General features: G+C 66.5%; 22 protein-coding genes. 6 read left to right on the forward strand and 16 right to left on the reverse strand.

The features are described from left to right. Positions 1-84 precede the first annotated feature (84 nt). The 4 genes from ATE62_RS13270 to ATE62_RS13285 are packed head-to-tail and all read right to left on the reverse strand — an operon-like array spanning position 85 to position 1,829. Entirely contained in the window at positions 85-543 is a 459-nt protein-coding gene (locus tag ATE62_RS13270; RefSeq protein ID WP_058809892.1) for a DMT family transporter, read from the reverse strand. Then, positions 540-767, reverse strand: a complete 228-nt coding sequence (locus ATE62_RS13275; RefSeq protein WP_058809893.1) for a tautomerase family protein — start codon at positions 765-767, stop codon at positions 540-542. The genes ATE62_RS13270 and ATE62_RS13275 overlap by 4 nt, the downstream gene beginning before the upstream one ends. A 28-nt stretch (positions 768-795) precedes the next feature. Further along, positions 796-1,206 (reverse strand): VOC family protein, encoded by a 411-nt coding sequence (locus ATE62_RS13280; RefSeq protein WP_058809894.1) that lies wholly within the window; start codon positions 1,204-1,206, stop codon positions 796-798. Continuing rightward, positions 1,203-1,829, reverse strand: a complete 627-nt coding sequence (locus ATE62_RS13285; RefSeq protein WP_058809895.1) for a pyridoxamine 5'-phosphate oxidase family protein — start codon at positions 1,827-1,829, stop codon at positions 1,203-1,205. Before ATE62_RS13285 ends, ATE62_RS13280 begins: the two co-directional genes overlap by 4 nt. Positions 1,830-1,973: 144 nt before the next feature. Between ATE62_RS13285 and ATE62_RS13290 the strand changes: the two genes are divergently transcribed. Then, a complete protein-coding gene (locus ATE62_RS13290) occupies positions 1,974-2,864 on the forward strand; it encodes a LysR substrate-binding domain-containing protein (protein WP_058809896.1) in 891 nt (296 codons plus the stop codon). Positions 2,865-3,108: 244 nt separating this feature from the next. Here the strand turns inward: ATE62_RS13290 and ATE62_RS13295 are convergent, their stop codons facing one another. Beyond that, a complete protein-coding gene (locus ATE62_RS13295; protein WP_058809897.1) occupies positions 3,109-3,540 on the reverse strand; it encodes a DUF3592 domain-containing protein in 432 nt (143 codons plus the stop codon). A gap of 42 nt (positions 3,541-3,582) precedes the next feature. Further along, on the reverse strand, positions 3,583-4,590 hold the full coding sequence (locus ATE62_RS13300) for a MipA/OmpV family protein (RefSeq protein WP_058809898.1): 1,008 nt from the start codon (positions 4,588-4,590) through the stop codon (positions 3,583-3,585). Positions 4,591-4,754: 164 nt separating this feature from the next. Between ATE62_RS13300 and ATE62_RS13305 the strand changes: the two genes are divergently transcribed. Both ATE62_RS13305 and ATE62_RS13310 read left to right on the forward strand, forming a co-directional pair. Further along, a complete protein-coding gene (locus ATE62_RS13305; RefSeq protein ID WP_058809899.1) occupies positions 4,755-5,588 on the forward strand; it encodes a hypothetical protein in 834 nt (277 codons plus the stop codon). Further along, positions 5,585-5,836: a hypothetical protein gene (locus ATE62_RS13310; RefSeq protein ID WP_058809900.1), complete on the forward strand. Its 252-nt coding sequence runs from the start codon at positions 5,585-5,587 to the stop codon at positions 5,834-5,836. The genes ATE62_RS13305 and ATE62_RS13310 overlap by 4 nt, the downstream gene beginning before the upstream one ends. 18 nt (positions 5,837-5,854) lie before the next feature. On the opposite strand, the gene ATE62_RS13315 is transcribed toward ATE62_RS13310, so the two are convergent. Further along, positions 5,855-6,199, reverse strand: a complete 345-nt coding sequence (locus ATE62_RS13315) for a hypothetical protein (protein WP_058809901.1) — start codon at positions 6,197-6,199, stop codon at positions 5,855-5,857. 38 nt (positions 6,200-6,237) lie between these two features. After that, positions 6,238-7,578 carry a S8 family serine peptidase gene (locus tag ATE62_RS13320; RefSeq protein ID WP_058809902.1) on the reverse strand — a complete coding sequence of 447 codons (1,341 nt, stop codon included), beginning with the start codon at positions 7,576-7,578 and terminating at the stop codon, positions 6,238-6,240. Positions 7,579-7,834: 256 nt separating this feature from the next. Here ATE62_RS13320 and dxs point away from each other — a divergent pair, with 256 nt between their 5' ends. The 3 genes from dxs to ATE62_RS13335 all read left to right on the forward strand — a co-directional run bounded on the left by dxs (position 7,835) and on the right by ATE62_RS13335 (position 11,147). Further along, positions 7,835-9,763, forward strand: coding sequence for a 1-deoxy-D-xylulose-5-phosphate synthase (gene dxs / locus ATE62_RS13325; protein WP_058809903.1), 1,929 nt, complete (start codon positions 7,835-7,837; stop codon positions 9,761-9,763). A 347-nt stretch (positions 9,764-10,110) separates the two neighbouring features. After that, positions 10,111-10,320, forward strand: a complete 210-nt coding sequence (locus ATE62_RS13330; RefSeq protein WP_058809904.1) for a hypothetical protein — start codon at positions 10,111-10,113, stop codon at positions 10,318-10,320. 158 nt (positions 10,321-10,478) lie between these two features. Continuing rightward, on the forward strand, positions 10,479-11,147 hold the full coding sequence (locus tag ATE62_RS13335) for a hypothetical protein (RefSeq protein WP_058809905.1): 669 nt from the start codon (positions 10,479-10,481) through the stop codon (positions 11,145-11,147). A 227-nt stretch (positions 11,148-11,374) separates the two neighbouring features. On the opposite strand, the gene ATE62_RS13340 is transcribed toward ATE62_RS13335, so the two are convergent. From ATE62_RS13340 to ATE62_RS13375, 8 genes are all read right to left on the reverse strand, one after another. Next, positions 11,375-11,794, reverse strand: a complete 420-nt coding sequence (locus ATE62_RS13340) for a DUF3035 domain-containing protein (RefSeq protein WP_058809906.1) — start codon at positions 11,792-11,794, stop codon at positions 11,375-11,377. Between the two features lie 25 nt (positions 11,795-11,819). Then, the gene (gene lspA / locus ATE62_RS13345; protein WP_058809907.1) at positions 11,820-12,350 is read right to left on the reverse strand and encodes a signal peptidase II; all 531 of its coding nucleotides are present in this window, start codon (positions 12,348-12,350) and stop codon (positions 11,820-11,822) included. A 3-nt stretch (positions 12,351-12,353) separates the two neighbouring features. After that, positions 12,354-15,281 (reverse strand): isoleucine--tRNA ligase, encoded by a 2,928-nt coding sequence (gene ileS, locus ATE62_RS13350; protein ID WP_058809908.1) that lies wholly within the window; start codon positions 15,279-15,281, stop codon positions 12,354-12,356. Positions 15,282-15,518: 237 nt separating this feature from the next. Next, on the reverse strand, positions 15,519-16,568 hold the full coding sequence (locus ATE62_RS13355; RefSeq protein ID WP_058818532.1) for a glycerophosphodiester phosphodiesterase family protein: 1,050 nt from the start codon (positions 16,566-16,568) through the stop codon (positions 15,519-15,521). A gap of 217 nt (positions 16,569-16,785) precedes the next feature. Further along, entirely contained in the window at positions 16,786-17,715 is a 930-nt protein-coding gene (locus ATE62_RS13360) for a bifunctional riboflavin kinase/FAD synthetase (RefSeq protein ID WP_058809910.1), read from the reverse strand. Next, on the reverse strand, positions 17,712-18,905 hold the full coding sequence (locus ATE62_RS13365) for a dipeptidase (RefSeq protein ID WP_058809911.1): 1,194 nt from the start codon (positions 18,903-18,905) through the stop codon (positions 17,712-17,714). The genes ATE62_RS13360 and ATE62_RS13365 overlap by 4 nt, the downstream gene beginning before the upstream one ends. Next, entirely contained in the window at positions 18,905-19,396 is a 492-nt protein-coding gene (locus tag ATE62_RS13370) for a dihydrofolate reductase (RefSeq protein WP_058809912.1), read from the reverse strand. The genes ATE62_RS13365 and ATE62_RS13370 overlap by 1 nt, the downstream gene beginning before the upstream one ends. Beyond that, on the reverse strand, positions 19,393-20,466 hold the full coding sequence (locus ATE62_RS13375) for a 5-(carboxyamino)imidazole ribonucleotide synthase (RefSeq protein ID WP_197411746.1): 1,074 nt from the start codon (positions 20,464-20,466) through the stop codon (positions 19,393-19,395). The genes ATE62_RS13370 and ATE62_RS13375 overlap by 4 nt, the downstream gene beginning before the upstream one ends. Positions 20,467-20,469: the final 3 nt, after the last annotated feature.

The following is a 20,469-nucleotide window of genomic DNA, read 5'->3' on the forward strand; positions in this document are numbered from 1 at the left end:
CTCCACCACCCTGCGGGTGGTCCCCCTCCCCACGGCTTCGCCGCAGGGAGGATTAGAATGACCGCTCCCGCCCGAAACCCGCCCTCAGCCGGTACGCCGCGCCAGATACACGCCCGCGATCATCAGCCCGATGCCCGCGACGCGCTTCACGTCGATCGCCGAGCGCATCGCGCCGAACAGGCCGAAATGGTCGATCGTCGCGGCGCTGACCAGCTGGCCGACGAGCACGAAGAAGATCGCGTTGCCGACGCCGAACTTCGGCGCGATGAAGGTCACCGCGATGACGTAGAAGGCGACGAACAGCCCGCCGAAGTAGAATTGCGGCGCGATGTCGCTGGTGAAGCGGATCTGGCCGACCGAACCGGTGAGCAGCGCACCCGCGGCCGCGATCAGGAAGGCGAGGCCGAAGAGGATCATCGACGCCGCCATCGGGCTGCCGAGCCGCGCGCCGAGCCCGCCGTTCAAGGCGGCGAGGATCGGGATGCCGATCCCGGTGAGCAGCATGATCAGCGCGAAGGCCGGTGCGCTGTTCGGGGCGGTCATCGCCCGGCCTCCTTCGCGGCGGCGGCTTGCTGCGCGCGATAGTCGAGCACGGGCAGCCCGCCGATGCCCCAATTCTCGAAATCGACCTCGTCGATCGTGACCACGGTGGTCGCGGGGTTCTTGCCCAGCACGCGCTGGAGCAGCGCGGTGACGCCGCCGATCAGCTCGGCCTTCTGCGCGGGCGTCGCGCCCTCGCGGGTGATGCGGATGTTCACATAAGGCATGGGCGCGCTCCTATTCTCTTCCGACTTTTCAGGCGAAGGGGGTGGCGAATTCGATGCGGATGCCGCCGGGCATAGCGCAGATGAAATGATGTGTCGTCGACCCTTCGCGGATCGGTTCGGGGTCGAATTCGATCCGGGCGCCGGGATGGCCCTGCACACGCGCGAAGACGGTGCGCAGCGCGTCGAGGTCGGCGACGCGGAGCGCGAGATGGTGGAGGCCGATGTTGGCGCGGCGGTCGAAGGGGGCCGCGCTCGCGGGGTCGGCGACCTGCCAAAGCGTCAGCAGCGTCGTGCCGTCGGTCACGAAGATCGCGGGATAGTCGGGGCGCTCGGCGGCGACGCTGTAGCCCAATGCGTCGACGAAGAAGTCGCGCGCCTCGGCGACGTCGCGCACGGCGAGCCCGATGTGGTGCGCACCCTGGGTCCAGGCTTGGCTCATGTCTTGTCCTTCTCTGCACGAAGCGCGGCGAGTTCGGCGCGCAATTGACCCAGTTCGGCCGCCATCGGCTTGATCGCCGCAGAAATTTCGGCCTCGGTGAAGCGCGGGGTGATGTGCTGCGAGCAATTCCATTCCCAGCCGATCACATCGATCAGGAAGGCGCGCTCGGGCACCGCGCGATAGCCCCCGGGCATCAGTGAGGCGACGAGCTCGGGGTCGTCGTCGCGCTCGATGCTTTTCGCATGGCCGAGCAGTTTCAGCCGCTCCCTGTTGGGATAATCCATCAGGAACAGCGACACGCGGTCGTCGCGCATCAGGTTCGCGGTGCTGATATATTGCTTGTTGCCGCGATAGTCGGCGAAGCCGATGCGGTTGCCTTCGATATGGCGCAGGAAGCCCGCGGGGCCGCCGCGATGCTGCATATAGGGCCAGCCGTCGGCGGTGACGCTGGCCATATAGAAGCTGTCGCGCAGCGCGATATAATCGATCTCCTTGGCGGTGAGCAGGTCGGGCGCGCCGTCGGCGCCCGCGTCGAGCTTGGCATAGGAAGCGCGCGAGCCGTGGATTTCCTGCAGGCGCTGGACGTCGTCGTTGAAGAGCGTGGTCCGGTAATTGCGTGCCATGGCGCGGATCCTTGTCGAGGAAAGCGCGAACGAAGGCCGGGAGGGGGCGGATGCCTTCGTTCGCTGGAGCCGATGTAGGTCATTGCCCGCTGCGCGATAATCGGTGAAGATGGCAGGACTTCATTCCGGAAAGTGGAATAATCGATGGACCGGCTCCTCACGCTCGAGATGTTCGTCGCGGTGGCGGGCGAGGGCGGCTTTGCGGCGGCGGCGCGCAAGCTCGGCAGCTCGCCGCCCGCGGTGACACGCGGGATTGCGGCGCTCGAGGCGCGGCTGGGGACGAGCCTGTTCCATCGGTCGACGCGCGCGGTGGTGCTGACCGATGCCGGCGCGGCCTTCCTCGGCGAGGCGCGGCGCATCCTCGCCGACCTCGCGGGGGCCGAACGCGCGCTGCGCGGCGCCGCGGCCGAACCGCGCGGGCAGCTCTACCTCACCGCGCCGGTGATGTTCGGGCGGCTGCATATGCTGCCGGTGGTGAGCGCGCTGCTCTCCGAGCATCGCGCGCTGAGCGCGCGGATGATGCTGGTCGATCGCAACGTGCGCATCGTCGAGGAGGGGATCGACGTTGCGCTGCGCATCGGGCCGCTCGCCGATTCGAGCCTGAAGGCGGTGCGCATCGGGACGGTGCGCCAGATGCTGGTCGCGAGCCCCGCCTATCTGGCGCGGCACGGCGCGCCGGGGGCGGTCGAGGATTTGGCGAACCATGCTTTGATCGCGATGGACGGGCCGCGCGCGGGCAGCGAGTGGCAGTTCGCCGAGCGGCGGCTGAAGCTCGAGGGACGCGCGCGGCTGGTCGTGAACACCGTCGACGGCGCGATGGCGGCGGCCGAGGCGGGGGTGGGGATCGCGAACCTGCTGAGCTACCAGGTCGCCGATGCGGTCGACGCCGGGCGGCTGATCTCGCTGCTGACGCCCGACCAGCCGCCCGCGCTGCCGGTGCACCTGCTGTTCGAACCCTCGCGCGCGGCGTTGCCCTCGGTGCGATTGTTCGTCGACGCCATGAAGGCACGGTTGCGGCTGGCGGGGCTGGCTTAGCTGGACGGGCTTGCTTAGCGCGTTTCGTTCGAAGCCGATGAATCAGGTTTTTTTGTTTCGCGCAAAGACGCAAAGACACGAAGAAGAAGCGTTTACCGCGAATCGGTTTTGTTGGTTGGCCCTTGCACATGGACGCGGCGCTGATGAGAAAGCGGCCTTTCGGCCGCGAGCCATCTTCTTTGCGCCTTTGCGTCTTTGCGCGAAATAATTTCGCCGACATTCGCGCCGAAGCGCCCGCTGGCCGTTAATAGGCCCCCGCCACCACGATCCAGATCGTGCCGATCGCGACGAAGAGCAGGCCCAGCCCTACAAAAATGCCGATGAAGCAGCCGTTGCGCATCGGCGCCCAGATCATGACGTCGCTGGGGTCGTCGGGATTGTAGCGCACCCGCATCGCGGCGCCGACGGGCTTGGGATGGTTGGTCGACAGGCTGTCGCGCATCTGCTTGGTCACCCCCGCGAGGCGATATTCGATCAGCGCGGTGTGCATCAGCGTGGTGTCGCCGTCGCTGTCGCGGCTCCAGTGGCTGTCGTGGCCGATGATGCGCCCCTCGACCTCGTGCCAGCGGCGGCCGCGCATCTCGCTTTTCGCCATCCACAGGCCGATACCCGCGAAGAGCGCGCCGATGCCGGCGAAGAACCACGGCATCAGGCGCAGGATTTGCTCTTCTTCCACTTCGCTTCCCCCCGGAACGAAGATGGGCCCGATCAGACCCGTCTAGAATTGATAGGCGAGGCCGATGCCGCCCAGAAACTGGTCGGCGCTGCCCGCGTCGGCGACGATCGGCGAATCGGCGTAGCGGCCCAGCATGCGGCCGTACTGCGCGCCGCCGATCAGCACGAAGCCCTTGCGCAGGTCGCCCGACAGGCCATAGGCGCCGGCGACGCCGAGCGTATATTTGCCCGCGGTGATCTTGCCGCCAGCGCGGTTGTAGACGGGCAGCCCGCTCGCCGCGGCGCCGAGCGGGTCGACGTCGAAATAATAGCGGCCGAAACCCTTGCCATAGACGTTCATCGACGCCGAGACGCCGATGAAGGCGCGTTTCGACAGCGGCGTACCATAGTCGACCGTCGGCGAGACGACCCAGCTGCCGTGCTTGTCCGACACGTCATAGAGCCCGACGAGGCGGACGCCGACCTGGTCGTAGCCGCTGGTGACGACGCCGGTGTGGGTGATGCCGGTCGAGATGCCGAGTTCGACCGCCATCTTCTTTTCGCCGAGCGCCTCGACCTGCGCGTCCTTGATCCGGCCGGTGCGGTCGCTGCGCAGGTTGATGATCGGGCCGAATTTGAAATCGGTCTTCTGCCCGCGCTTCTGGCGGATCAAATCGACCTGGAAATTGGTCCCGCGGGTCGAGAAGGCGAAACCGCCGAGCCGGCCGCGGAGATAGAAGCCGGGCAGGATCACGCGGTCGTCCGAGCCATTGTAGCTGGGCGCGGTGATCACCCCGCCGGCGATGGAAATATAGTCGCGCGCCCATTTGCGGTCGTCGTCGTCGCCCTCGGGCGAGGCGGTGGGCAGCAGGATCGCCTCGTCGATCTCGCGGTCCTGCAGATAGGCGGCCGGCGCGGGCAGCACGGGCGCGGGGAGGCCCGGCGCGACCTCGCTGCCGCCGAGCGCGGCGAGATCGTAACCGAGCGGGCCGTCCATCGCCTGCGCGGGCGCGGCGGCGGCGAGCATCAGCGCCGGAAGGGCCAGGCGGGAGAAGAAGGCGGGCATCGGCATGGGTTCTATGGTTCCTGTTGGTCTTGCCCCTCGTGACATTCGTGTAAGCGACGCAAGGGGGCTTGGAAAGACAGAGACTTGCCGGGGCGCGATTTAGTTCCCATGCTAAGCGCCATGTCGCCCATCTTCTGCTTCGACGCGCCTTGCGGGCGCCTGAACCGCTGATGGGGCTGTTCGGACCGAAGCGGCCCCTGTCGGCGGAGGAATGGGAATGGCAGCTCGCGGGCTTTCGCTGGCTGCTCGAGGAATTCGGCGGGATCGACGCCCATCGGACGGGGATATTGGCGACCCCCGACGGCGACTGCTTTCCCGACAGCCGGTGCACGGGCGACGCGCGCGCCGCCGAATTGCTGGGGCAGGTGATGGCGATCGCGGGGATCGGCGCGTGGCCGGTGCGGCTGGTGATGGACGACGGCGCGCGCAGCCACGGCCCGGTGTCGGGAACGACCGCGGTGACCCACAGCGGGCGTGCCGCGGCGGGGACCTTCCAGCTGGTCGACGACGGCCAAGGGGGCTGGCTCGCCGAAATCGTCGCAAGCCGCGCGCAGCTCGCCGACGAGGGCGCGCTGGTCGCGACGCTGGGGCACGAGACCGCACATTATTTCATGACGGGGACCATGCGCGCCGCGCCCGGCGGCGCCGAATGCGAGGAATTGCTGACCGACCTGACCGCGGTGTGGCTGGGCTTCGGCATCTTCCTCGGCAACAGCGCGCGCTACGGCTATCACACCAAGGACGATGTCGGCACCTCGATCGGCGGCGGCTGGTACCTGTCGGGCTGGCAGGGCTATTTGTCCGAGCGCGCGCTGATGACCGCGCTGGCGATCAGCGAGACGCTGGCGGGGCGCGACCCGATGGCGGCGGCGCCCTGGCTCAAGCCGCATCTGGCGCGCGACCTCAGGGATGCGGCGCGCTATGTTGCGCGGCGCGACATCGAGGCCGACGTCATGGCGGTCGATATGGAGGCCTATGGCGCCGGGCGCGAGGCGCGGGCATGAGCCGCAAACCGCGCTTTGCCGGCTATGCGCTGATGCTTGTCGCCGCCTTGCTCGCGGTGGCGATGCGGCGCGGGGTGCTGACCGAAATCGGGCCCTTTCCGGTCGCGGCGGTCGCGCTGCTCGTCGGGATGATCGGGGTTATGCTGGTCTTCACCGACCTGATGGTGCGCGGGCTCTATGCGCAGGTCGACGCAGCGAAACGGCGCGAGGATGAAGGCGAAGGCGATGCGCCGTCCGGCGACGATTGACTCCGATCCCAACCAGGATCAGTCCGAATAAAATTCCTCATTGGGGAGGATCCGGACGCCCGCCGCCTTGAGCGACGGGCTTTCGACCAGTGTCCGCCACCGTTCGGCGGGTGCCTTGACGACCGCCTGACCGGTGCCGGCAAGGTCGAGCACTTCGACGAACGGAAAGCCGGCGAGCGTCGATAATAAGGGTTGCTTGATCGCGTTCATCGCGGCGAGCAGCGCTTCGCGGCGCTCGCTTCGCGATTCCAGCGGCATCCGCGGGCCGAGGACGGGCGGATCCTTCCATTCGATCACGAACGACAATCTTCGGCCATCGGGCGTCCGCGCCAGTTCGCGTTCGGCACCATCCGACAAGTCCATCGTCAACCTCCAATGGTCACGACATGGGATCGACCGGCCTATAGGGCAAGTCGTCCCCGCCCGGCCCGAACGCCAGCCGCGACGCTCATCGGCACGATGCGGCTATAAACCTCCTGCTCGAGCGCAGCAACGTCGCCATCGAGATGCGGCATTTGTTGCAGGATCAGCGCAATCGCCCCGGCGACACAGGGCGCGGCCATCGACGTGCCGTTTTTCGGCGCATAACCCCCGCCGGGAATCGCCGAGTGGATCGCCACGCCGGGCGCGCAAAGGTCGGGCTTGGCGAGGTTGCCGAATTGCGTGACCGTACCCCAGTCGGAAAAATCGGCCACCAGGTCGTCGATGTCGCCCGCGCCGACGCCGATCGATATGTCATAATTGCCGGGGCTGCCATGACGGTTGATGCCGCCGTGCCCGGCGTTGCCGATCGCGCCGACGAACGGGATGCCGAGGTCGTCGCGCGCGGTGCGGATCGACTGATACAGATAGGGGCGATATCCCTTGCCGCCCAGCGAGGCGTTGACGACCGTCACCTCGGGCGGCGGCGGTGCACCGGCGGTGGGGTTGCCCACCAGCCAGTTGAAACCGGCGAGGATTTGCGCGAGGAACCCGCTGTTCCGCCCGTTGCTGCGATAGGTCAGCACCGCGGCGACCGCGAGATCGGCCGCCTTGGCCACCCCGACACTGTGCCCGGCGGCGATCGCCGACACATGGGTACCATGGTCGCCGGTATCGACCGGCGCGGTCCCGACGACGTTCCCGTCCTTGTCGAAGCGCGCGAAGGCGATCCGCTTGCCGGCAAATTCGGGGTGGTCCGGGTCGATGCCGGTGTCGAGGATGCCGATGCAGCTGCCCTGCCCGTCGAAGCCGGCGGCGTGCATGCCGAGCGCGCCGCAGTGACCGAGATGCCAGGCCTCGGCCGGATGCGCGGCGCCGGCATCCGCCGCCATCCCGTCCGCTGCTACCGGCTCGGGCGGCACATAATAGTAGCGCTTGTTCTCGACGACCTCGAAACCGGCGTCGCGCAACCGGGCGACCTCTTCGGCCTTGGCGTCTTGCAGGATCAGGCCGCCGACCGCGGGAAGCATGTTCACCTTGCTGGTGGCCGCGACCGCCTCGAGCGGATCCGGCCCGTCGACGGCGTCGCCGCTCATCATCTCGCTATGCCCGATTTCCATCAGCGATACATTCGCCGCATCGCGCACGCGGGCGACGCCCGCCTCTTCGCCGAGTTTCGCCACCGCGGAAAGAACCGGAGCCGCCGCTTCCTGGACGCGGACCGTACGGCTGGCGACGACGTCCTGAAAAGCATCGAAGCTTGCGAGGGACTTTTCGTTCTCGATCCGGTCTCTGGGAGCAAAAACCACAAATGTCGTCATAGCCACCACCCTCCCTTTCAGGATCGATATAGAAAATATGGCAGGATGGAGTCGAATCCTAAATCAAATCATGATCCATATACTGATCGCGATTATAGTTGATGGATTGATGCACTTGGAATCGGGCCCGTTTTCGCGGCGATCGCGATCGACCGCGATTGTCGCGGCGATCCCGCGCGCAAAACCGCGTCGGCGCGAACTTGTTCGACAGGTGAATTCCGAGGGTTTATGAGGGGGGTATATCCAAGGAACAAGAATGACCGATCGTCCGTCCACACCGCTGCTCGACACGGTGGATATCCCCGCCGACCTCCGCAAGCTGAAGCCCGAAAATCTGCGCCAGTTCGCCGACGAACTGCGCGCCGAGATGATCAGCGCGGTCGGCACGACCGGGGGCCATCTGGGGTCGGGGCTGGGGGTGGTCGAGCTGACCACCGCGCTCCATTATGTGTTCGACACGCCGCGCGACAAGATCGTGTGGGACGTCGGGCACCAATGCTATCCGCACAAGATCATCACCGGGCGCCGCGACCGCATCCGCACGCTGCGCACCGGCGGCGGGCTCAGCGGCTTCACCAAGCGCAGCGAGAGCGAATATGATCCGTTCGGTGCGGCGCATTCGTCGACCTCGATCAGCGCGGCGCTGGGCTTTGCGATCGCCAACAAGCTCAAGGACGAGCCCGGGCGCGCGATCGCGGTGATCGGCGACGGGTCGATGTCGGCGGGCATGGCCTATGAGGCGATGAACAATGCGCAGCAGGCGGGCAACCGGCTGATCGTGATCCTCAACGACAACGACATGTCGATCGCGCCGCCGGTGGGCGGGCTCAGCGCCTATCTCGCCAAGCTGGTGTCGTCGCGGCCCTTCGTCGAGCTGCGCGAGATCGCGCGGCGCTTTGCGCGGAAATTGCCCGAGCCGCTGCACAAGGCGGCGAAGAAGACTGACGAATATGCGCGCGGCATGGCGATGGGCGGGACGCTGTTCGAGGAGCTGGGCTTCTATTATGTCGGGCCGATCGACGGGCATAATCTCGACCATCTGATCCCGGTGCTCGAAAATGTCCGCGACAGCGACCATGGCCCGGTGCTGATCCATGCGGTGACGGTGAAAGGCAAGGGCTATGCCCCCGCCGAGGCCGCGGCGGACAAATATCATGGCGTGCAGAAATTCGACGTCATTACGGGCGTGCAGGCGAAGGCGCCTCCCGGGCCGCCGCAGTATCAGAATGTCTTCGGCGAGACGCTGGCGAAGCTCGCCGAAACCGACAAGCGCATCGTCGCGATCACCGCGGCGATGCCGTCGGGAACGGGCGTGGACAAATTCGCGAAAGCGCATCCGACAAGGACCTTCGACGTCGGCATCGCCGAGCAGCATGCGGTGACCTTTGCCGCGGGGCTCGCGGCGCAGGGGATGCGGCCCTTTGCCGCCATCTATTCGACCTTTCTCCAGCGCGCCTACGACCAGGTCGTGCACGATGTAGCGATCCAGAACCTGCCGGTGCGCTTCGCGATCGACCGCGCGGGGCTGGTCGGCGCCGACGGCTCGACGCATGCGGGGTCGTTCGACGTCACCTATCTGGCGACGCTGCCGAACATGGTGGTGATGGCCGCGGCCGACGAGGCCGAACTCGTCCATATGACCTACACCGCGGCCGAATATGATGCCGGCCCGATCGCCTTCCGCTACCCGCGCGGAAACGGCACCGGGGTGCCGCTGCCCGAGGTTCCGCTGAAGCTCGAGATCGGCAAGGGGCGCGTCGTGCGGCAGGGCAAGGCGGTCGCGATCCTGTCGCTCGGCACGCGGCTCGCCGAGGCGCTGAAGGCGGCGGATACTTTGGAGGCGAGGGGCCTGTCGGCCAGCGTGATCGACCTGCGCTTCGCCAAGCCGCTCGACGAGGAGCTCATTCGCAAGACGCTCGCGAGCCATGAGGTCTGTGTGACGATCGAGGAGAATAGCGTCGGCGGGCTCGGCGCGCATGTGCTGACGCTCGCGAGCGACGAGGGGCTGATCGACGCAGGGCTGAAGCTGCGCACGATGCGCCTGCCCGACATGTTCCAGGACCAGGACAAGCCCGAATTGCAGTACGACCAGGCGGGCCTCAACGCACCGCAGATCGTCGACACGGTGCTGAAGGCGCTGCGCCACAACAGCGCGGGTGTGGAGGAAGCGGGGGTTAGGGCTTGAGCGGCAGGGGTGGCACAAGGACGATTCGGAGCCGCGAAACATCGGTAACAAATGCCTTCGTGCAGAGCGTTCTCCCCGATCCCAAGCCAAATGCGCAAGACGAGCGAGCTGTACTTGAATTTTTCGGGCAAACGGCGGAGCGGCGATCCTGTGTCTATTGTGGTGCGCATGGCGGCACTTGGGACCATCTCCACGCATATGTTAAGAAAAAGCGGCCATCGGGCTATATCAATAGCGCCTGGAATAGGGTTCCGGCTTGCGGCGATTGCAATTCTTCCAAGGGCTCCAAGCATTGGCGCGAGTTTCTGCAGTCGAGTAGCAAAAGATCTCCCCAGGCGAGAGGGTGCTTGGACCTCGCAGAACGGATCGCAAAGCTGGAGGAGTTTGAGCGGCTCGGGCGATTGCAGGCGATCGACATCGAAAGGCTGGCGCCGGCCGCCCTTTGGCAAAGCTACTGGAAAAAGCGGGATAAGATTGAAGAGATGCTCAAGGAAGCGGATATGGAATCCCGTGCACTTCGCAAACTGATCCAAGAGGCTTTCGATCGATCGGGCTAAGTTTTTCAAACACGCAGAAGGGTGAGGGGCGAGGGGCCAGAGCCCGACCTCCGTTCGTGCTGAGCTTGTCGAAGCACCGTCCTTCTTCCTTCGACGGTTGAAAGAAAGAACGGCCCTTCGACAAGCTCAGGGCGAACGGAAGAGGGGGCGACGGCCGCATGAACTTCTTCAACCTCCTGCAATCGCTCGACGAATTGCTCTACGAGGTGATGTCGTGGCTGGTCTTCTATCCGATCACCCTGTGGCGCACGCTGGTGCGGCCGCTGCAGATGATGGATTATTCGGACAGCGAGCAGGGCGATGCGTCGGACCAGCAATATACCGATACGCTGAGCCCGCCTTTGTTCCTGCTCCTGTCGCTGATCATCGTCCACGCCGCCGAGATCGCGCTGGTCGGCAACGACGCGGTGGTCGCGAGCAAGGTCGGGCTGTCGGCCTTCGTCAGCAACAACACCGACCTGATCATCCTGCGCATCGTGATGTACAGCCTGTTTCCGGTGATGATGGCGACGCGGATGGTCCGCGCGCAGACATTGCAGGTCAACCGCGACACGCTGCGCGCGCCCTTCTACAGCCAATGCTATGTCGCCGCGGTGCTCGCGATGATGCTGGGCGGCGCGGTGATCCTGGTCAAGCTGGCGCACGATTGGTCGGTGCTGGCGGGCGGCGCGCTCGCGCTGTTCGGATTGCTGTGGTTCGGTTTCCTGCAGACGGCGTGGTTCAACCAGCACCTCAAATGCGGACGCCTGCGCGCCTTCGGCCATGCGTCGCGCGCGATGATCGAGAGCCTGGTCGCGATGTTCGTGCTGTCGAGCCTGTTCAGCTGAGCCCGCTCGGCAGCGTGAGAAAAATCTCACGCAAAGGCGCAAAGGTGCGAAGGGAAGGCTGCCCTCTTTGTGTCTTTGTGTGAGATTTCGAGGGGCGCGCTGTCCTCCGTTTCTCACACGAAGGCACGAAGCGGGCGCGACTTGGCGGCTCGGTCGCGTGCCGTCCGGGCGCCGCGCATGAAAAAGGGCGGCCGCGGCCGCCCGATTCCAGCAAATATTGTTTGGCTTTACGCGCCCGGGATCGAGGCGCTGGCGTCGCGGCCATCGCCTTCGGGGGCGAAGAGGATGTCGCGGGTGACGAGGCCCTTGTCGACGACCTCGGTGGTCGGGCTGCCGACCTGGCTGCGGATGCCGGGGTCGGCGCGCGCGCCGTCGGCGCTGCCGATCACCGCGGCTTCGGTCGTGCTGCGTGGCGCGGCGCCGCCGAAGAGCGCGCGCAGCGTCTGTTCCGCGGTGGTCTCGCCGCCGGGGCGCGCGGCGCCGGGGGCGGGCGGGGTCAGCGAATAGTCGGGCGGCACGATCAGCGGCGCCTGGCGCGAGACGCGCATTTCGTCGGGGCGGTCGCGGCTGAACAGATTGTTCGACCCGCACGCCGCGAGCGTCGAGGCGGCCAGGGCGGCGCTAAGGATGGCGGTGGTCCGGTTCACTTGAAAAACTCCTGATGCGCCCCGTTTACTCGGCGGCGGGCTTGTCGGTCGACGCGTCCGCCTCGGGCGCCTTTTCGCGCAAGAGCAGCGCGCGCGCAACCAGCAAAAGCACGCCGATGGTGATGCACGCATCGGCGACGTTGAAGATCATGAAGGGGCGGAATTCGCCGAAATGCAGGTCGGCGAAGTCGACGACATAGCCGTAGCGGGTGCGGTCGACGATATTGCCGAGCGCGCCGCCGAAGATCAGCGCGAGCGCGATCACGTCGCCCTTCGCCTTTTCGACGGTCATCCAGAAGGCGACCGCGAGCGCGACGAGTGCGGTGACCGCGACCAATGTCCAGCGCGTCGTTTCGGTGCAGCTCGCGAACATCGACAGCGAAATGCCGCAATTTTCGGCCCAGCGCAGGTCGAAGATCGGCAGGATCGTGACCACGCGCTTCAGCTCGAGCGACAGCGGGGTGATGATCACCCATTTGCTGAACTGGTCGAGCAGGAAGGCGATCAGCGCGATGAACAGGCCGAACCGGAGGTGCGGCGAACGTCTTTTTGTCATGACCTAGCTCAATACCGTGTCGCAGCGATTGCACAAGGCGCCGTCCTCGGCGACCTCGGGCAGGTGGCGCCAGCAGCGGCCGCATTTGTGGTTTTCGGTGCGCGTGACGGTCAATTCGGCACCGGCGCGGGCGACCGAGACGATGAACACTTCCTCAAGCGCCGCCGGATCGAGTGCTGGGTCGGGGATGGTGACCTCCGCCTCAAGGCTCGAACGGATCGTCTTTTCGCGGCGATAGGGTTCGATCGCCTCGGTTACCGCTTCGCGCTGACTGCGCACGCCCGCCCATTTGGCCGCGAGCGCGGCGTCGTTCCAGGCGGCGTCGACACTCGGCCACTCCAGCAGATGCACGCTGCCCGCTTCCGGATAACGCGTGCCCCACACTTCCTCGGCGGTGAAGACCAGCACCGGGGTCGCGTAGCGGACGAGCGCGTGGAACAGCACATCGAGCACGCTGCGGTACGCGCGGCGGGTGTCGGTGCCGAGCGGCGCGGCGGGGCCGAGGTCGCAGTAGAGGACGTCCTTGCGGATATCGAAATAGAAGGCCGACAGGTCTTCGTTGCAGAAATCGGTGAGCAGCCGCGTGTAGCTGTTGAAGTCGAAATCGTCGACCGCCTGCGCCATCTTCGCGTCGAGGTCGGCGAGCAGCGAGAGCATATAGCGCTCGAGCTCGGGCATCGCCGCGACGTCGGTGATGCGTTCCTCTTCCGTAAACCCGTCGAGCGCGCCGAGCAGGTAGCGGAAGGTGTTGCGCAGCTTGCGATACTGGTCGGCGACGCCCTTCAGGATTTCGTCGCCGATGCGGTGGTCCTCGGTGAAATCGACCGACAGCGCCCATAGGCGGATGATGTCGGCGCCGTTGGTTTCCATCACCTTGACCGGATCGGTGGTGTTGCCGAGCGACTTCGACTGCTTGAAGCCCTTGCTGTCCATCGTGAAGCCGTGGGTCAGCACCGCCTTGTAAGGCGCCTGCCCGCGCGTGCCGCAGCTTTCGAGCAGCGAGGACTGGAACCAGCCGCGATGCTGGTCGCTGCCCTCCAGATACAGGTCGGCGCTGTGCGTGCCGCCGTCGTGGCGGACGACCGCGGGCCACTTGCCGCTTTCGAGCACGAAGGCGTGGGTGCAGCCCGAATCGAACCAGACGTCGAGAATGTCGGTGATGCGCTCGTAATCGGCGGCGGCGTATGCGTCGCCAAGATATTCCTGCGCGCGCGCGTCGTTCCACGCATCGACCCCGCCCTCGCGGACGGCGTTGACGATGCGGTCGTTGACTTGCGGGTCGCTCAGATACTGGCCGGTCTTGCGATCGACGAAGAGCGTGATCGGCACGCCCCAGGCGCGCTGGCGGCTGAGCACCCAGTCGGGGCGGTCCTTGACCATCGATCCGATGCGGTTGCGGCCCTTTTCGGGGACGAAGCGCGTGCGCTCGATCGCGTGCATCGCTGCTGCACGCAGCGTCGGCGCGTCGCAGAGGTCCTCTTCATGCGGGTTGATCGCGCCGCCTTCCGATTCCCAGCGCTGCTCGCGCGGTGCCTTGGGCTCGATGTGGGTCATCACCTTGTCCATCGGCACGAACCATTGCGGGGTGCAGCGATAGATGACCTTGGCCTTCGAGCGCCAGCTGTGGGGATAGCTGTGCTGGTAATCGGCCGAGGCCGCGAGCAGCCCGCCGGCGTCGCGCAGGTCGCTGCAGATCGGGCCGTCGGGGGCGTTGAATTTGGGGTTGATCACGCTGCCCTGGCCGCCGAGCCAGCCCCAGTCGGCGCGGTACTTGCCGTCGCCCTCGACCGCGAAGACGGGGTCGATGCCGTTCGCCTTGCAGAGGTCGAAATCATCCTCGCCATGGTCGGGCGACATATGGACGAGCCCGGTGCCGCTGTCGGTGGTGACGAAATCGCCCGCGAGGAAGGGGCGCGGACGCGCGAAGAAGCCGCCGAGCGCGTGCATCGGGTGGCGGGCGATGGTGCCGGCGAGGTCGGCGCCTTTGCCGCGCCAAACCGGCTGGAGATCGGTAAACGACGCCATCTGCATGGCAACGCGCTGCGCGAACTCAGCTTGTAGCGCTTCTGCGATGAGATAGCGGCCCATAGACTTAACGCTGGTCGAATCTTCCCCGCCGACGATATCGACCACAACATATTCGACATCCGGCCCATAGGCCAAAGCCTGGTTCACCGGGATCGTCCACGGCGTTGTCGTCCAGATCACCGCCTGCGCGCCGACCAGCTCGGCGATCGGGCTATCGACGATCTCGAACGCGACGTCGATCTGGGTCGAGACGATATCCTCATATTCGATCTCGGCCTCGGCGAGCGCGGTCTTTTCGACCGGCGACCACATCACCGGCTTGGCGCCGCGATAGAGCATGTCGTTGGCGGCGAATTTGAGCAGCTCGCGCACGATGGTGGCCTCGGCCTCATAATCCATCGTGAGATAGGGGCGGTCCCAGTCGCCGCCGATGCCGAGGCGCTTCAGCTGCTCGCGCTGGGTGTCGACCCAATGCTGCGCATAGGCGCGGCATTCGGCGCGGAATTCCTCGACCGGGACTTCGTCCTTGTTGAGCTTTTTCTTGCGATATTGCTCCTCGACCTTCCACTCGATCGGCAGGCCGTGGCAGTCCCAGCCGGGGACGTAAGGCGCGTCCTTGCCCTTCAGCGTCTGGGTGCGGACGACCATGTCCTTGAGGATATGGTTGAGCGCATGGCCGATGTGCATGTCGCCATTGGCGTAGGGCGGACCGTCGTGGAGGATGAACTGCTCGCGGCCCTTGCGGCTTTCGCGAATCTGGCCCTCGAGGTTGCCCGCGATCCACTTGGCGAGAATCGCCGGCTCCTTCTGCGGCAGGCCGGCCTTCATCGGAAAGTCGGTCTTGGGCAGGAAGACGGTGTCGCGATAGTCGCGCTGCTCGGGGGCGGAGGTGCTGTCGGTCATGGTGCGCGGCGCTTAGCGCAGATTCGCGTGGGCGCAAAGCTTATGGGTCGGCGTGGTTATGGGTTCACGCGGAGGCGCGGAGACGCGGAGAAAAAAGAAGAGGGGATTCGCGCAGAGGCGCAGAGATCGCAGAGGAGAGAGAATGAAGGCGGCGAAGCCGCCATCCCCTTTCTTCTCCGCGCCTCCGCGTCTCCGCGTGAACCAGAATCTCTGCGGCCTCTGCGGCTCTACGCGCTATTACTTCTGCCGCGGCTTCAGCGCCGGGCCGATGCTCGCGATGTCCTCGACCCAGATATAGCCGTTGAAGCTCGACGGGATCTTCGCGAGCTGGCGCGGGTCGCTGAGGCCTTCGTTCGACTTGCCGCTCTCATAGGGGCCGAAGACGATCACCTTCGCGCCGACGCTGTCCATCCGCGCGATCAGCCGGTCGGGCCAGCCCCAGAAGGCCCATTGGTAATTGACCGGGATCGCGAGGGTGCCGTTGCGGCAGCTTTCGGGGACGATGCCCGTCCAGCCATAGGTCACATAATCCTTCGAGCACGCCATCGCCTCACTCTTGAGGTCGAACGCCCAGTTCTTCGGCAGCAGTTCGCGCATGCGCTTCACCGGGGCGGCGTGGCCGTAGAAGGCGTCGCCGATCTTCGCGCTATCGCGGCCCGCGGCTTTCAGGATCGCGACGAGCTGGTCGGCTTCGGTCGGGTTCTTCGACTTGAAGTTGAAGAGGATCGGGTGGACCGGCAGCGCCGCGAGCCCCGCCTCGACGGTGGGCATCTTGCCGACGCCCTTGCCGCGCAGCGGGAAGGTCTTGCCGCCGTCGGCGGTGTAGCCATAGCCGATGTCGAGCGCCTGTAGCTCGGCGAGCGTCAGGTCGCGCGTCGCGCCCTTGCCTTCGGTGCGGCAGTCGACGGTCCAGTCGTGGAAGAGCACCATGCGGCCGTCCTTCGTCGGCGCGACGTCGACCTCGACCATCGCGGCGCCATAGCCGACCGCGAGGCGCATCGATTCGGGGGTGTTCTCGAAAATCTGGTGGCTCGGCGGGGTGATATGCCGCGCGGTGCAGGTGTCGCGGCCCACCGCCGCGCGCTTGTCGTAGAGGTGATAGACGCCGCGGTGCGCAATGAGCCGGGGCTTGCCGACGGGGTCGGGGGCCAGGAAGCTCGCGTTCGAGAGGGTCGCCCAGGCGACGAAGGCGGCGAAGAGCCAGAGGAAAATCTTGGTGCCGCGCTTCATCGGCTTTTTCTTCGGGCCTTCGAGTGCGTCGGCCCAGTCGGTGTTCGTGTCGCTCACGGTGTTTGCTTGCCCCAGGAAAATGTCGGTCAAAAGATTCACGCGGAGGCGCGGAGACGCGGAGAAAAAGAAGAGGGGATTCGCGCAGAGGCGCAGAGATCGCAGAGAAAGGGAACAAGGGCGGCGAAGCCGCCTGTCTCATTTCTTCTCCGCGCCTCCGCGTCTCCGCGTGAACACTTCTCTTCTCTGCGTCCTCTGCGCCTCTGCGCGCATTTTTCTAAAGCCTCGCCAGCAGCGCCTTCGCCGCGTCGCAGTCCGCCGCGATCTGCGTCATCAGCGCGTCCATCGTGTCGAACTTCGCCTCGGGCCGGATGAAGGCGTGGAAGGCGACGTCGATTTCCTGCCCGTAGAGATCTTCGGCGAAGTCGAAGAAATGCGGTTCGAGCAATTCCTTGGGCGGGTCGAAGCTCGGGCGGATGCCGAGGTTGGCGGCGCCCTTCAGGATACGCCCGTCGGGCAGGCGGCCGGTGACGGCATAGATGCCGTAGGCGGGGCGGAGATAATTGCCCATGTCGATATTCGCGGTCGGAAAGCCGAGCAGGCGGCCGTTCTTGTCGCCGTGCTGGACGATGCCGCGCACGGTGAAGGGGCGGGTGAGCAGCCGCGTCGCGGTGGCGCAGTCGCCCGCCTGCAGCGCCTCGCGGATGCGGCTCGACGAGATGACCTCGTCGGCGTCGTCGACGGGCGCGACCATTTCGGTGAAGAAGCCGAGGCGGCGGGCATGGTCGGCGAGCGTCACCACGTCGCCGCCGCGGCCCTTGCCGAAGACGAAGTCGGCGCCGGTGACGACGCCCTTGGCGCCGTAGCGGTCCAGCAGCAGCTGGGTGATGAAATCCTCCGCGGTCGTCCCCGCGAGCGCGGCGTCGAAGGGCAGGACGAGCATCGCATCGGCGCCCGCTGCGGCGAAGAGTTCTTGCCTCTGATCGAGCGTGGTGAGGCGGAAGGGCGCCGCGTCGGGTTTGAAGAAGCGCACCGGATGCGGGTCGAAGGTCGCGACGATCGCCGGGCGGCGCTCGTCCTGCGCATGGCGGACGGCGCGGCCGACGACGGCCTGATGCCCGCCGTGGAAGCCGTCGAAATTGCCGAGCGCGATGACGCCGCCGCGCAGATCACCCGCGATACGCTGGTGGCCGTCGAGGCGGATCATGGCGCCGAAATCGACGGGGGCGGGGTGAGCGGGACGAGCCCCGCGCCGAGCACGCGGATCGCGTTGCCGCCCATCGCAGCGCGGATTTCGTCGTCGGTGAAGCCCGCATCGATCAGCGCCTGCGTCACCTGCACCAGCTGCGACGTGTCGAAGCGCACGGTCGTGGCGCCGTCATAGTCGCTGCCGAGCGCGACATGGTCGATGCCGACGAGGTCGCGGACATGCTTCATCGCCCTGGCGATGCTCGCGGGCGAGGTGTCGCAGACCGCGGCGTCCCAGTATCCGATGCCGATCAGGCCGCCGGTCGCGGCGACGCCGCGGATCTGGTCGTCGTCGAGGTTGCGGTTGACCTGGCATGTCGCCTGCACCCCGCCATGGCTCGAGACCACGGGGCGGCGCGCCATCTTCAAGATGTCGGCGACGCAGGCTTTCGAGCAATGCGCGACGTCGACGATCATGCCCTTGGCTTCCATTGCGGTGATCACTTCGCGCCCGAAGGGGGTGAGCCCGCCCTTCTTGAGCCCGTGCATCGATCCCGCGAGGTCGTTGTCGAAGAAATGGGTGAGCCCCGCCATGCGGAAACCCGCGGCGTAGAGCTTGCCCAAATTGGCGATATCGCCCTCGAGATTGTGCAGCCCCTCGATGCTGAGCATCGCGCCGGTGGTCTGCGGCTTGCTCCGGCGCGCGGCGAAGAGCGCGTTCAGTTCCTCGGCGCTTGCGACGGCGCGCAGCTGGCCGTCCGACGCCCTGGCGTCGCGGTGCAGCTTGGTCGCGTGCCAGAGCGAGCGTTCGAGCAAGGAATCCCACGTCCGCACCGGCTGGAGCTGGGCGATCACCAGTCCGGTGATATTGTCGGTGTCGGCACCGTTCGCGTCGTAATTCTGCCCCTTGGGCGATTGGGTCGTGCTCGCGAGGATCTGCAGCGCGACATTGCCTTCCTCGAGCCGCGGCAGGTCCATATGGCCGCGTGTCGCGCGCTTCAGGAAATCGCGGCTCCACAGCAGGCTGTCGCTGTGCAGGTCGACGATGGTCAGCGTCTTGTGCAGCGCCTTGGCGCGTTCGCTGACTTCGGGCAGCGGCTTGCCGTCGATCTTGTTGAGCCCGCGCTCGATCATGCCGGGGGCGAGGCTGAAAAAGGCCAGCGTGGCGAGCGCGACGACGAGCAATATGCCGGTGATCCAGCGGCGCATCATGTCCTCCTGACGAAGGTGACGAAGCTGTAGGCGGGGCGGCCGTCGGCGGCGGGGTGATCCTCGCGCGCGGCCTCGGCCCAGTCGGCGGGGTCGGGATAGGCGATCGACGCGTCGCCCGCCGGTTCGAGCGCGACTTCGGTCAGCTCGATGCGGTCGGCCTGCCCCAGAAACATCGCGTAGATTTCGGCGCCGCCGATCACCATCACCTGCGGTCCGTTGGCGAGACGCAGCGCCTCCTCGACACTGGCGACGGGCTCGGCGCCTTCTTCCTGCCACTCGCGGTCGCGGGTGAGCACGATGTGGCGGCGGCCTTCGAGGATCGCGGGCAGGCTGTCGAAGGTCTTGCGCCCCATGATCATCGGGCGGCCCATGGTGAGCTGCTTGAAGCGGCGAAGGTCGGCGGGGAGGTGCCAGGGCATCTTGCCGTTCGCGCCGATCACGCCATTGGCGGCGCGCGCGATGACCAATGTGATTTCGGGGTGGTTCATGCGGGCTCCGCCCCCGCCCAGGTCGCGTGGCCGAGCTTGCGCCCCTCGCGCACCTCGGTCTTGCTATAATGGTGGACGTGGCAATTTTCGTCGGCGAGCAAGTCGGGAATCGCGGCTATATCGGCGCCGATCAGGTTGCGCATGACGACGGGCAGCGCGCGCGTCGCGGTGCTCCCGAGCGGCAGGCCGGCGATCGCGCGGATATGGTTCTCGAACTGGCTGGTCACCGCGCCCTCGATCGTCCAGTGGCCGCTGTTGTGGACGCGCGGCGCCATTTCGTTGAAGACCGGCCCCGCGTCGGTCGCGAAAAACTCGCCGGTGAGCACGCCGACATAGTCGAGCGCCCCGGCGACCTCGGCCATCATCGCGCGCGCTTCGTCCTGCTGTTCGAGGACGATCGGCGGCGGCGGCAGGCTGGCGGTCGCGAGGATGCCGCCCTCATGGACGTTGACCGTCGAATCCCAATAGCGGATCTCGCCGTCGATCCCGCGGACGAGGATCACAGAAAATTCGTGATCGAAGGCGACGAAGCCTTCGAGGATCGCGGCGTGGCGGCCGATCGTCTGCCACGCTTCCTCGGCATCGGCCACTGTTGCGAGCCGCGCCTGACCCTTGCCGTCATAGCCCATGCGCACCGTCTTGAGGATCGCGGGGGCGCCGATCTCGGCCAGCGCGGCATCGAGCGCGGCGCGGTCGGGCACCGCGGCGAAGGGCGCGGGGCGGCCGCCGAGATCCGCGACGAAATTCTTCTCGGCGAGGCGGTCCTGCGCGATCTGCAGCCCCTTGGCGCCCGGATGCACCGCGACATGCCCCGACAGGAAGCGCACCGTGTCGACGGGGACATTCTCGAACTCGAAGGTGACGATATCGCAGGCAGCGGCGAAGGCGGCGAGGCGCGGTTCGTCGTCCCACGCCGCCTGGCTGTGGTGCGCGGTGACCTCGGCGGCGACGCTTTCGGCGTCGGGGGCGTAGATATGGACCTTGTAGCCCAGCTGCGCCGCGGCGACCGCGAGCATGCGGCCGAGCTGGCCGCCGCCCAAGATGCCGATCGTCGAACCCGGTGGCAGCAAAGC

The organism is Sphingopyxis sp. HIX, assembly GCF_001468285.1.
In the GTDB taxonomy this organism is placed as follows: Bacteria; Pseudomonadota; Alphaproteobacteria; order Sphingomonadales; family Sphingomonadaceae; genus Sphingopyxis.